Here is a 12,406-nt window from a genome sequence, read left to right as displayed (position 1 = left end):
GCCCGTAGGCCTCTTTCTCAACAAATGCGCGTACCGTCGGCGCCGGCGGCCAAAGAATCTGCGAAGCGTGGGTACAGAGGCGAGAAACCCAGTTCGCGCCGAATCCGACGTCCGTCCAGCAGCGCGTTGAACGCCGCGGCATGCTCGGGGTCCGACCCATCGGGCGCGGGCTGGCCGACGGCGTCAAACAGTTCGGCAAGTTCGGGGGCTTCGTCGTCCGTCACGTTGTAGATACGGCTGGCTGGGGACGGCGTCTCCAGTACCCGCCACACCGCTTGTGCGACATCGGCATGATGGCCAACCGACATGCGCTGCGTCGGCGGATAGTGGCGCATGTAGGGCACGATCTCGGCGATATGCGGATCGCCTTCGCCATAGACGAACGGAAGACGCAGGATATGCACGTTCAGGTCCTCCAGCCCCAGCAAGAATCGCTCGGCTGCGAGCTTGCTGACCGGGTACGCAGCCGTTGCCCTGCAAGGCGCATCCTCGTCGACGAGGCGTGCGTCGGTGGATCCGTATACCAGCCCGGTGCTCGTGAAGACGAAGCGCCCAACCCCGGCGGCCCGCGCCGCATCCGCGAGGTGCCGGGTACCCGTGTCGTTAGTGGCGTGGGCCTGCTCTGGTGTGGCGCCGCGGAAGAACGCAGCGCAATGGACGATTGCCTCAACCTCGCGCATGGCCGCGGCAAGCGAGTCGGGGTTGAGCAGATCGCCCGTCACGAGCCTTATCCGCGTGGATGTCAGGTCGGTGGCTCGAGACGGGTCTCGCACGAGGGCATGGACCTCATGGTCACGTTCCGCCAGGCGTCGAGCAAGACGGCTTCCGACCTTTCCGGTCGCTCCAGTCAAAAGTATTTTCATGGAATGAATGTAGGCCGCGACTCGGCTGGCGCATTGGAAAAAACGGACATGCGGGGTCAAGGCTGCGCGGGTCTTGCCAAGGCGGGCACAATCGACAGATGCAAGTTGCCGCCCCATTGGTGCACCATCTCGCTCCGGCCGAATCACCCCTGACCGCCTGGTTCGCGCACGAGTTCGACGAGGACCGGCCAAGGGTCGCCATTCCACGTGCGGAACTGCAGATCGTCGTGCGATTCGGGCCGGTCGCGCGTGATGGCGTCGACATCCACGTTCTCGGCGCGCAGCAGACCGTGCGCCGCAAGCTCGTACGTGGCGTGCATCGGTCGTTGATGGCAAGTTGCAGCCTCGATTCCCCGGTCAAGGTTTTCGGTGTCTCTGGCTCGGAGTTGACGGGACGCATTGCCCCGTTGGAATCCTTGTGGGGCGAGGAAACGACGCTCGCGCTACGCGAGCGACTGGCGAATGCCGCCGATGTCGCACAGGCTGCGGCGCTTTTGCACCGCGCCATCGCTGAACGTGCCGATGCGAACGTTGCAGACGACACCTGCGGGGCCATCGTTGCCGAGGCGGCCCGACGATTGTCCTGCGCGAGCGTGCGCACGGTCGCTAGTGATCTGGGGTTCAGCGAACGGCATTTGCGACGCCTTTTTGGCCGTGCAGTCGGGATGAGTCCCAAGCGGTTCGAGAGAATCGCGCGGTTCCAACGCGCGGTGCGGAGCGCCAGAACGGAGCCTGGCGAGACTTGGGCGAACATCGCCGCCGCAGCTGGCTACTATGACCAGGCGCATCTGATCGGAGACTTCCGCGAGATCGCAGGAAGAACGCCAAGCGACTTCCTTCGCGAGATTTGCGATGAGTTCTGATTGCGGCCAAAAGTTCAGTTTCAGCGACCCATGAAGACAGGTTTTCGACGTTCTGCCATGGCAGCGACCCCCTCGCGAAAATCGGCAGTCCCGAACTGAGTTCGTTGAATCAATAGCTCACGCTGATTGGCTCGAACGATTTCCTCATAGAGGCCCTGTCTCAGAGTCTCCCTTGTGCTGATTACAGCCAAAGGAGCGGAGCCTGCGATCTCCTGTGCCAGGGCGAGTGCACAAGCCACGACCTCGTCGTTGGCCACCAGCGAATCTGCAAGTCCAATCTCCAACGCTTCTTTCCCGCCGATGCGGCAGCCGGTATAGAACAAGCGTGCTGCCTGTTGGTGCCCGATCAGCCGAGGAAGGGTCACGCTCAGTCCGAATCCGGGGTGAAATCCGAGCAGATTGAAGTTCGCGCTGAATCGAGCCGCTTCGCATGTAACCCTGAAATCGGCGGCCAGCGCCAGTCCAAGACCTGCTCCCACTGCCGCGCCTGCAACGGCAGCCACGAGAGGCTTTCGAGTCTGGTAGATCTTGAGCGCCTCAGCGTAGAAATCGGACGGGTCTCTATCCCTGCCTTCCGCCGCCGTAGCACCAAAATCTGCGCCCGCGCAGAAGGCGGACACGCCCGACGAAAGTACAACGGCCCTGCACTCAGGATCGCCGTCCAGTTCGAAAAGCGAGCGGGCCAGCCTGCCCATCACCTCTCCGTTGACATGATTGTGAGGAGGACGAGAGAGAACTATTTGTGCGACCGCCCCATGACGGACGATCTGAATTTCGGCTGAGGATGACATTACTTCTCCAAGATTTCTCTGGTTCGATGCTGGACGTGAGCGAGGCCGCAAGCTACCCGAGGGCATCACCCTCATTTCTACCCAGCACTTCTGGTCGCCTCGTCTCCACGTCGCCTTCCGGACTCGACACGCTCCCAATCGGACGGGGTCCATTGGAGAAGATCCTCGGCGCCAGAGGTGCGAAGGTGCTGACCGCCATCGATGGCGATCATCTCGCCGTTGATGTAAGCGGCGTTGTCGCTTACCAGGAATGCTGCCAGCGTCGCCAGCTCTTCAGGCTTGCCATGACGGCCGAGAGGATTACCGAGCCGACCTTCGGCGGCCAGCCGAGTCGCGGTGGGGTCCAAGCCGCGTCGCGAGCCTTCGGTGGGGAATGGACCCGGTGCGATCGCCAGGCATCGGATCCCATGCGGTCCCCACTCCACCGCAAGGCTGCGGGTCATTGCCAGCATGGCGGACTTCGCCATGGCTGAGGGAACCGTGAAGGCTCGACCCGTGCGGGTGGAAGTGGACAGGATGCTCAACACCACCCCAGGGCGCCCGGCATCGATCCACCGCCTTCCTGCTTGCAGCGTGCAGTACAGGCCGCCGTGCATGGTAGGGGCAAGGATTGCATCGGCGGCACGGGCGCTGAGCCGATCCGTCCTGGCGACAAACGATGCGGCAGCATTGTTGACCAACACATCGATCGCTCCGCCCTGCCATGTCTGCTCGAACATGTGCTCCACTGCCTGTGGATCACGAATGTCGCAGGACACGCTTTGCACGTCGACGCCAAAGCGGGTGGCCAGTTGGTCACGGGCGGTGTTCAACCGATCGAGATTGCGTCCGCAGATCACCAAGGCAGCGCCCTGGCTGGCAAAACATTCGGCCATGGCCAGCCCCAGCCCGGACCCGCCCCCGGTGATGAGAATACGTCGCCCTCGGAGGGCCAAAGAACCAAACATGGCAAACCTTTCAACGTGAGCTGAACTGAACGAACGCGCGAGTAAGGTGGACTGCCCGTCATGCCACGGAGTGCGTTCAGGGGGCAATTCGAGATGCGCTGATAGCGGCATTGAGGCATCGCCGCCCAAGCGATGCGGAGCGCGCTCTCGTGATTACGCGCCCACCGCGTCAGCCACGGGCGACCGCACGACGCCACGGCGCTGGAGATCAGTGATCCGGTCGTCGTCCCATCCGATGCCGCGCAAGACATCAATGCTGTGCTCGCCGATCAATGGCGCTGGCTCAACCGCTGCCTCGGGGCTCTCGCTGAACGATATGGGGAAGGGGATCTCTCGGAAATCACCCACATGGGGATGATTTCGCACGGGGAATTCCGCGACGATTTCGTCAAGGCTCACGATCCTTCCTACCGCGATGCCATGTTCCTTGCAGAAGGCGAGCCAGTGTTCGGTTGGACGCGTTGCGATGATTGCGCGCATCTCGCGATACAGAAAGTCAGCCTCGGTCTGTACATTCCTACCAGCGGACTTCTCGCTGCCGACCAGATCATTGCGTCCACCGTGAGCGAATATGGCGTCGTATTCACGCTGGGAGTAAGGCATGACGTTGACCCAGCCATTGGAGGTTCTTGCAGGGCCTCTGGCGGAACTCAGCACGCGCGTGTAGCCCGGCGGCGAGATTGGAGGAACCGCCAGAGCCCCGGCACCATGCTCCAGCATGGTGAACGCGCGCATGACGTCCAACATGGCAAGGCGGATGTATTGACCACGATCACCACCCGCTCGTTCGCGTTTGTACAGCGCAGCCATCGCAGCATTGGCGACCATCATTCCGCATACCTTGTCTGCCATGATCGTGGGCGCCAAGGTCGGCGTGCCACTTATTCGCATTGCCGCGTCCGCCAGTCCGCACTCAGCTTGAATGATGTCGTCATATGCCGGATCGTTGGACCGGCCGCTGCTCGGTGAGAACCCGACTGCGTGACAGTAGACAACGCGCGGATTCCTTTCGGCCACCTGCTCGTAGGAGAAGCCGAGCCTGTGCAGCGGGCCGGTGCGAAGATTCGTGACGACGACGTCGCATCCCTGTGCAATCTCCAAAAGCGCTTCCTGCCCATCGGCGCTTTTCAAGTCGATCGACAGGCTTCGCTTATTGCGAAAGAGGTTCAGTCCGATGGGAGACAAGTCCGGATGCGCGCACTGGCCCATCAATCGACTCTTGCTTCCCGAAGGCGGCTCCACCATGAGCACATCGGCACCCATGTCGCCCATGATCTGGGTCGAGTACGGCCCCATGATGTGGCTGCTCAGATCCAGCACTTTCACGCCTGACAATGGGCCGCGACTTTCCGGCCTCTTCGAAAAATTGTTCATTTCTTCCCCTGGATCTCGTCAAGAAAAATCGAGTTCAAGCCAGCCGCCATCGAGGACGACCTCTCCGGTTTCGAGGCATGCCTGGAATGCAACCCCTGCGTCTGACAGCCAAGTCTTCACAGCCAGGGTTTGACCGGGGAGCACGGGACGTGCGAATCGCGCGTGCATGCTCCTGAATGCCCCACTTCTTCCAGCTGCGAACCGGTACAGGATCGCTCGCGCACACATCCCATAGCTGCACAGGCCATGCAGGATCGGACGGCCGAACCCGCTGCGCTTGGCATACACGGGATCGCTATGAAGCGGGTTTCTATCTCCCGTCAGGCGAAAGAGCAGCGCCTGCCATTCCACAGTTGGAATGAGCAGAACTTCCGCAGGCATTCCGCTCGCATGCCCATGCGGCTGATTGACTTCGCCATGGGTCCCCTCACCGATCACATCGCGGATGAAAGCGCTTGCTGTTGAGCTGAACAGATGGGTTTGGCAATTGGCGTCGAATCCGTCCGTGATCCGGTGAACCAGCGCGCCGGTGCGTTTGTACTCCAGGCCGGAAATTCTGCTTCGCAGCTCGATTCGGCCCTCCGTCGGGAGCGCGCTGAATAGCCGCAAGGACTGACCCGCGTGAAGTTGCTTTGAGCGATCTACGCCGCGCAACGGGGATTGAGCGCCTACGCGTTGAGCCAGGGTTGCCGCAAACGTCGGAAGCACTTCCAACGTCGCGCCTCCACTGTTCTCTGTCGTCCATTGGAGTTCACTGCATGGGTCTTGCTGACCCGCGCCCACCGCAAGGGCGTAGAGCATCGCATCGCGACTCGTCCATTCAACCTGCAGTGGCTCATGGGTGGCCCCAACAATCTCGGGGCCGAACGGCTTCATCACTTCCGTGGCACTCATTTGAGAATCTCCTTGTAGAGTGCCGTCTCATCGTCGATGAACTTCTTGAGCTTCGCGTCGTCCATTCCCAAAGCTCGACTGTTGCGGTCTTTGTAGGACTGGATCATTTCGGGGCTGTTCGCCGCGGCCCTTGCAACCGAGCGCACTTGATCGGCTATTGCTTTGGGAGTCTTCTTGCTGATGCCGATTCCGGACCAGACGATCAGATTGACGCCGGGGTAACCTGCTTCGGCGAAGGTCGGGACGCTTGGGAAAGCCGTGTTGCGGGTTGGGGAAGCCAATGCCAGCGCGCGAACCTTTCCTCCCTTTATCAGAGGTTCGGCTGACGGCAGATCCATGAAGGCCGCAGAGAAGGCGCCGCCTGCAAGGTCTGTCGTCATCTGAGCAGCGCCTTTGTACGGAACCTCTACGAATTTGACGCCTGCCGCCTTCTCCAGCATCACCCGCGCGCCTCGAAAGCTTTGCGAGTAACTGCCGAAGAATGTGTTCCCGCTATTCTGCTTGGCTTCCTTGATGAGGTCGGACAGGCTTTGCAGCTTGCTGCTGCTGTTCACAAGCAGGACAGCGTCGCTCGCACCAAGGCCAACGACCATCTCTATGTCGCGTGGGTCGTAGGCGACGTCTTTCACCAGGAAGGGCGTCATGTAGAGCATTCCCCCCGTTAGCGAAATCATCGTGTACCCATCGGCAGGCGCAGATAGCGCGTCCCGAATGCCGATCGCAGCATCCGCGCCCGGCTTGTTTTCCACGATGACCGGCTGCTTGGTCTGATCGCCAAGCACCTGCGCGAACTTGCGAGTTGAAGAGTCGAGGCCACTGCCGCCACCCAGCGGAACCACGATTCGAATGAATTTTTGCGGAAACGACGGCGCCTCCGCCCACGACGCCGTGTGAACAGCGAAAACGACGCCTACAAGAACGCAGCGCATCAGCGACTTCATCTGGTTGTCTCCTTTGGATTTCGGCCCATCTGCTGTGTTTGCCTGGCCGTTGTCATAGTCTATGGCGCATGATCTGTTCTAAGCCATGCTCCTAAACGCATAATGAAGATGCTTCATTCACCTAAGAAGGTCGCTCGTGACACATCCGCTTCTTGACACCCAAGCTCCGCTGCACGGTCGAACGCATCTGCGCGGTCAGGACCTCAACCTCCTCCTCGTTCTGCGCATGCTCCTTGAGACCTGCCACGTCAGCGAGACTGCGCGTCTGCTCGACAGCAGCCAGCCGGTGATCAGCCGCATGCTGGAGCGCCTGCGGCACGCGATGGCAGACCCGCTTCTGATCAAGGGTGCAAACAAGATGGTGTGCACGCCCAGAGCGGAAGAACTGAAGCCACTCCTGGCCAGTCTTGCGGGGCTTCTTGACGAGATCTATCGAGTGCCGGCTGACTATCGCCTGGACCAGATTGAGCGCACCGTCGTCATCGGCATGAATGACGCGGTGCAATACGTGCTTGGACCGGGTCTACTGAATCGATTCCGAAGCATGGCGCCACGCGCGTCTTTGAAGCTTGTTCCGCTGGCCCACAACAATCCACGTCAGGCGGTGCTGAATGGTGAGGTCGATCTGATGGTCGGTATGACATCCACAGAGGAAACGCTGCTCAGACGTCAGCCTGTCCTTGCCAGCGGGTACGTGTGCCTCGTCAGCAAAGACCATCCACTACGAGCGGATGCCTTGAGTGTCGAAAGCCTTGCCGACTGGCCGTATCTGGAAGCCTCGAACACGGGGATCATGACTTCCGTAACCGACGAAATGTTCTCGCGCGCTGGTGTCCGTAAGCGCACAGGAGCCCATCTCTCCAGTTTCCTCGCTGCTCCGGAGGTGATTGCTGGAACGGATCTTGTTTGCATCCTTCCTGCCTATCTCATCAACCACTTCTCGAAGTACGACACGGTTCGCAGCCTCAGGGTGAAGAGTGACGTGGAACCCCATTCGGTGAGCATGTATTGGCACAACTCGAAGCACACCGATCCGTTTGTGAAATCTGTTAGAGAGCTGGTCCTCGAGGTCGGCAGGAAAGCCAGTGAGCTTGCAGCCTATCCCGCCGACTCCGCGCGCTAGGGAACGTCTGCACGACGTGAGTTGTAAAGGCGATTGATCGGATCAATGAGCAATGCGACCCCAAGCTTCCTGCGCAGCCCCGGGCGCATCGCCACGTGCCACGCGGGTCTGGCCGGCTTCGGGCCGCTTGTGCACACCCTGGTAGCCGGCGTCAACACGCGCAGTCACAGGGAAAAAGCGGCTCAGCCGAATGAAACACACGGAGCAATCGAGTGATAAATCTGAGATGCATGGGTATGGCTACGCTCGCACTGGTCATGAGCGCTTCGGCCAGTGCAGGAGCATGGGGTGAGGGCCCTTTTGACAACGACGATGCACAAGACTGGCTGATCGAATGCTCGAGGCCGGAGGGGGCGAGCGCTATAGCCGCAGCAATCAATGCCGCGTTGCGGCCTGGCTATCTCGAGGCCGATGCGGGTTCGGTTGCCGTTGCGGCCGCCGAAGTTATCGCCAGTACGAACGAGAAAAGGCCTGCCACGACAAGCGCGGACGTCGAGCAATGTCTTGCAAAGGCGCGCACGCCCGAGGTGTGCGCCCTGGCGCCTCGTGCACGCCAAGCCATGACCCGGGTTTCAGACGTCAGTTCTTCCGAGCTCGCTCAACTATGGTCTGCAAGTAAATCAACCCGATGGGCTGCCGGAATCAGCCAGCTTGCGACGAGGCTCGGCCGGCAACGGTAGCAGCAGGCCTGAGCCAGGCATTCGACATGAGTAGTTCGGCCAAATGCAGATGTAGCAATGCCTCGATTTCTCCCCCAAGCTGTGGCCTGGGGAAGACACGGTCCAGCCTTGCGAACCTTCAAACCAGAGTCAGACTCTTGATCTCTGCCCGGCCTCGCAAAGAGGCCTTGAGTTCAACTTGGGGAAATCTTAGATGCGCGTCAACACCTTTGAAGTTCGGCAGACCGGGCCAATCAAGCTTGTGTCGGCCTCCAATCTGGCAGACGTTGTGGTCCTTGCGGGACCCAACGGAGTCGGCAAAACGAATATCAACAACGCCCTCCTTCGAGCGGCCAGAGATCCAGGCTCAGATGCGAACACCTGGATGATTGTTGAGGCCACAGATGAAACGGAACGGCTGCGATGGAGCAAGTCCATTCTTGACACGCGCCTCGCCGGCGACGCTCAAATTCTACGCGCCGCTCTTCAGCGCAATCAAAGGCGCAACAAATACGAATCGTCTTTCTTGAACTTCGACAGCGACCGCGCGGTCCGCAACGTTCAAACTTTTGGCTTTAGTTGGGACATTGGCGATCCTCTCGCCGAAGAGGTAGGCTGGGATCTTGGATTGCAGTCACTACAGAACCGCTTCAACGACGTGCGACACTCGTTGTTCCGCCTCGTGGAAAGTCAGAAACGGCAGATTGCGGAGAAAGTTCTCGCGATGCAGGCAGGGAGCTCTGGATCGATTACCCTCGATCCATTTCCGGACGTCTTAGCCCCTTACAAGGAAGCGTTCTGGAGGCTGCTCGGCCCCAAGAGGCTGCTAGAAGTGAATACCCGTGACCAAGAAATCTACTTCGAGGACAACGGGAACCGCTTGAGTTTTGGGCATCTGAGTTCCGGCGAACGGGAAGTCGTGAATATAGTTTTCGATTTTCTTTTACGTGGCCCCCGCAATTGCGTTGTCATCTTCGATGAACCTGAGCTTCATCTGCACCCGGAGCTGAGCTATAGGCTTTTGCAGACGCTCTCCAGTATCGGGCGCGGCAATCAGTTCATCTTTTCCACGCATTCGCCTGAAATAATTTCAGCCTCGTTAGAGAACTCGGTGATCTTCATTACCCCGCCTCGCGGCGACGGTGACAACCAAGCCATCGTAGTTCACCGCGACGATGCTACTCATCATGCACTGCAAGCATTGGGCCAGTCGATCGGGGTTATTTCGCTAGGCAAGAATCTTGTTCTAATTGAAGGTAACGAAACCAGTCTCGACAAGCAGACCTATGGTGCTATCCTGAAGAACAGGTTTCCTGAGTTTGTTCTTGTTCCAGTTGGCGGCCGGGAAGGCATTGAGTCATTCGCAGATGTGCGTGCGAGCATCCTCGACAAAACGATCTGGGGTGTCAAATTTTATTTGCTTTGTGATCGTGATGCCTCGATCGCGTTGCCAAACGCAGAATCAATGCCCGAACTCACGGGGAAGGTGCGAATTCTACCTCGCTATCATCTTGAGAATTATTTCTTGGATGAGAAAGTATTGGCCTCCGTGTTCTCACAAATGGAGCCTCCTGATTCATGGCTCCGCAATCCACAATCGATCCGAACGAAGCTTCAAGAACTCGCCTTGTCGGTCGTGCCTTATGCCGTTGCGCTCAATATCTCAGCACGAGTACGGCAGGCGGCGGGAAATGTAAGCATCAAGCCAAAGGGGTCTTCAGAAATGACTTTAGACGCCTTGATCGTCGCTATAGGTGATCGTGTTGACGCCGAACGCCTAAGAACTCAGGTGCTCCTCGATACGGCAACGATTCAGAAACTTGTCTCAGAGGAATTCGATCGATTGAAATGCGCAGTCGAAAGCGATGATGAGAAATGGAAAATTGACATCCCAGGTCGCATAGTCCTCAATAAGTTCGCAGGCGTCGCGAAGATTCAAGTTGGCCGTTTGAAACAGCTTTACCTCGCATCGGCAAATCAGGAAGCCGTCTTCGGAGACATAGTGTCCATTTTCGAGGGATTCCGCAGATCGGGCTAATCGATTAAGTAGTTTGAATTTACTTGAGACTTAAGTGTGCCACTAGCGTTTTGCCTCATTTGGGCCAACACTGAATTCAAAAAATTGGATCGGCTCAACGATTTAAAGGATCGCCCACGCCAATGGAATGTCTGCTTCGGGCCGCCGACTGCAGCCGGTCACGCAGTCGTCGCGAAGGGGCTCGCTACTGACATCCGATCAGAAGCCGCGCATGCCCGAAAGCAGTCTTCGCCGCCTCGTCGATCCAGCGAGAAGTCAAAGCCTGTATGCAGTACCCATCTGCAGATTCACTCGGGCGAAAAACGCGGCAGTGGGTTCCATACAGCCGCGAGCCAGTTGCTCGAGGATTTGGGGCATGAGCCTGTCGATATCCGGATCTGCTGCGCACAGGCTGGCGTGTTCTTTCTCGGTAAGGATGGAAATCTCGTCGACTCCCTCCTCTCCTGCCCAACGCATTCCGCGAAAAAGATACGCGCTCCAGTGCGCGATCTTCTGCGCATCGTTCATGTCGAAATAGCCTTCGGGAGTTGGATGCGCTTGCATGGGGAGACCCTGTCTACGGCGAATGATCCGCGATGTTCAACGGACATGATGATTTCTAGGATGTCGATACTACCGTTCCATCGATAACCTCAACTGAGGCCCTCAATTTTTGAAGAGAGAGCACGAACTCGTGTACTTCCGCGTTAGGAATCTCGACTCGCTGAAATCCATCGCGATGCACTTCTTTCAAAATGGCCTCGGCTTCCGCCAATCCCACTCCGGTTGCGGCTCACAAAGTCGTCGTGCAGGAGCCCTTCAAAAAAGCAGGTCGTCATCCGGTGATCTCGATAGCTGCCATCGTCAAATGGTATTCGCCCAGAAGGCTCCTCCTATGACCGATAGTGGCCATTCGTGCTGGGTCCAGGGATGTTGGCAATCGCTTGTAAGGACGATGCTCGCCCTGGCTGTCGATGATCAGCATGGAGCACATAGCTGTCACCGAGGCCCATCCTGCGAACTTCGACCGAATCGAATCCCCTTCATCAAGAAGGCTTCAGCCATCGTCCCCAAGGACCTGTCCCCTAAGCGGGCCGCGAAACCGCAGCCCGCAGACCAGCCCTTACCCGCCGGTCTCGAGCGCGCCACGTCGCGCCATCTCGCTCAACTGAAACAGCTCCCCGGCCTTGCGGGCGAGTTCCGCCGCGAGCCAGAGAAGGTTGTCCAGCTGGCGAGGCCCGTCACCGCTGCACCAATCGATGTCTTTTCCGTGGGAGGCCCACAGAAGCGCTTCGAGTTGGGAGAGGGTGTTTTCGAGGAGATCCGCCGGGGCTTGGGCGTTTTCTCGGGGAGATACCGGCGTGCGACGCCGGGCTATAGTCTTGGTAGCCATTTTTGTGCGGTCCTTTTGAGGGTGTTGCACGAACTTGGTTAGACGGCTGGGGTGCTCTAACACCCTGGCCGTCGCCTTTTGATACCTCGCATCTGAATCGCTGCTTTCGCACTGACGACCTGCCGCGAGGCGGACAGCCTTCGAACATTTCAGTGGATTGGTGTGTTGCGCCTTTCTTCTCCCCTAGGTGGGGTAGCGAGTGAGAGGGGCATCCACTCTAGGGAAGAAGTGGGCGGGTCGCGGTGCCGTTGAGCATGAAGTTGCGGTAAGCGCCAATAAATACAGCTTCTATAGTGCGCGGAGCACGGGCCTCGAAGAGGTCGTGGCGTGCGGGTCCCGATCGGCGAGAACGCCGCCGAGATGGTTCTCCGTGGTCACCACCTCTTCGGCGATCGCGTTACGGAACACGCGCGCGGTATTGCGCGTGGTGCGGAACATCGGATTGGTGTCTCGCCGAAGTCGCGCCATAGCGCCGCAACACTACACGCCACACCATGCCAGAAGCCCTGATCGACGCGGCAGCGGGAAGAAGTACATGCGA

At 58.9% G+C, this 12,406-nt stretch carries 13 protein-coding genes; 4 read left to right on the top strand and 9 right to left on the bottom strand.

The genetic code is table 11. The features are described from left to right. Positions 1–17: 17 nt before the first annotated feature. On the bottom strand, positions 18–863 hold the full coding sequence (locus AC07PU_RS00475) for an NAD-dependent epimerase/dehydratase family protein (RefSeq protein ID WP_495314298.1): 846 nt from the start codon (positions 861–863) through the stop codon (positions 18–20). Positions 864–961: 98 nt separating this feature from the next. On the opposite strand from AC07PU_RS00475, the gene AC07PU_RS00470 reads away from it, so the two are divergent. Then, positions 962–1,726 (top strand): helix-turn-helix domain-containing protein, encoded by a 765-nt coding sequence (locus tag AC07PU_RS00470; RefSeq protein WP_495314296.1) that lies wholly within the window; start codon positions 962–964, stop codon positions 1,724–1,726. Between the two features lie 20 nt (positions 1,727–1,746). Here AC07PU_RS00470 and AC07PU_RS00465 read toward each other — a convergent pair whose 3' ends face one another. From AC07PU_RS00465 to AC07PU_RS00445, 5 genes are all read right to left on the bottom strand, one after another. Beyond that, positions 1,747–2,517 (bottom strand): enoyl-CoA hydratase/isomerase family protein, encoded by a 771-nt coding sequence (locus AC07PU_RS00465; protein ID WP_495314294.1) that lies wholly within the window; start codon positions 2,515–2,517, stop codon positions 1,747–1,749. Positions 2,518–2,594: 77 nt separating this feature from the next. Then, entirely contained in the window at positions 2,595–3,464 is an 870-nt protein-coding gene (locus AC07PU_RS00460) for an SDR family oxidoreductase (RefSeq protein ID WP_495314292.1), read from the bottom strand. Between the two features lie 153 nt (positions 3,465–3,617). Further along, positions 3,618–4,838 carry a CaiB/BaiF CoA transferase family protein gene (locus AC07PU_RS00455; protein WP_495314290.1) on the bottom strand — a complete coding sequence of 407 codons (1,221 nt, stop codon included), beginning with the start codon at positions 4,836–4,838 and terminating at the stop codon, positions 3,618–3,620. An 18-nt stretch (positions 4,839–4,856) separates the two neighbouring features. Then, complete coding sequence (locus AC07PU_RS00450; RefSeq protein WP_495314288.1) at positions 4,857–5,732, bottom strand: MaoC/PaaZ C-terminal domain-containing protein; 876 nt, start codon at positions 5,730–5,732, stop codon at positions 4,857–4,859. Next, positions 5,729–6,673 carry a tripartite tricarboxylate transporter substrate binding protein gene (locus tag AC07PU_RS00445; RefSeq protein WP_495314285.1) on the bottom strand — a complete coding sequence of 315 codons (945 nt, stop codon included), beginning with the start codon at positions 6,671–6,673 and terminating at the stop codon, positions 5,729–5,731. The genes AC07PU_RS00450 and AC07PU_RS00445 overlap by 4 nt, the downstream gene beginning before the upstream one ends. Before the next feature lie 136 nt (positions 6,674–6,809). Between AC07PU_RS00445 and AC07PU_RS00440 the strand changes: the two genes are divergently transcribed. The 3 genes from AC07PU_RS00440 (at position 6,810) to AC07PU_RS00430 (ending at position 10,493) form a co-directional block, all read left to right on the top strand. Further along, on the top strand, positions 6,810–7,796 hold the full coding sequence (locus AC07PU_RS00440; RefSeq protein WP_495314283.1) for a LysR family transcriptional regulator: 987 nt from the start codon (positions 6,810–6,812) through the stop codon (positions 7,794–7,796). Between the two features lie 230 nt (positions 7,797–8,026). Continuing rightward, positions 8,027–8,476 carry a DUF4259 domain-containing protein gene (locus tag AC07PU_RS00435; RefSeq protein WP_495314281.1) on the top strand — a complete coding sequence of 150 codons (450 nt, stop codon included), beginning with the start codon at positions 8,027–8,029 and terminating at the stop codon, positions 8,474–8,476. Positions 8,477–8,669: 193 nt separating this feature from the next. After that, the gene (locus AC07PU_RS00430; RefSeq protein ID WP_495314279.1) at positions 8,670–10,493 is read left to right on the top strand and encodes an AAA family ATPase; all 1,824 of its coding nucleotides are present in this window, start codon (positions 8,670–8,672) and stop codon (positions 10,491–10,493) included. 255 nt (positions 10,494–10,748) lie between these two features. On the opposite strand, the gene AC07PU_RS00425 is transcribed toward AC07PU_RS00430, so the two are convergent. The 3 genes from AC07PU_RS00425 to AC07PU_RS00415 all read right to left on the bottom strand — a co-directional run bounded on the left by AC07PU_RS00425 (position 10,749) and on the right by AC07PU_RS00415 (position 12,303). After that, positions 10,749–11,036 (bottom strand): hypothetical protein, encoded by a 288-nt coding sequence (locus AC07PU_RS00425; protein WP_495314277.1) that lies wholly within the window; start codon positions 11,034–11,036, stop codon positions 10,749–10,751. A 559-nt stretch (positions 11,037–11,595) separates the two neighbouring features. Further along, on the bottom strand, positions 11,596–11,865 hold the full coding sequence (locus tag AC07PU_RS00420) for a hypothetical protein (RefSeq protein ID WP_495314275.1): 270 nt from the start codon (positions 11,863–11,865) through the stop codon (positions 11,596–11,598). A gap of 288 nt (positions 11,866–12,153) precedes the next feature. Next, positions 12,154–12,303, bottom strand: coding sequence for a hypothetical protein (locus tag AC07PU_RS00415; protein WP_495314273.1), 150 nt, complete (start codon positions 12,301–12,303; stop codon positions 12,154–12,156). Positions 12,304–12,406: the final 103 nt, after the last annotated feature.

It is taken from the genome of Variovorax sp. GW821-FHT10D07 (assembly GCF_059415325.1).
This window is presented reverse-complemented; position numbering and strand designations above follow the sequence as displayed.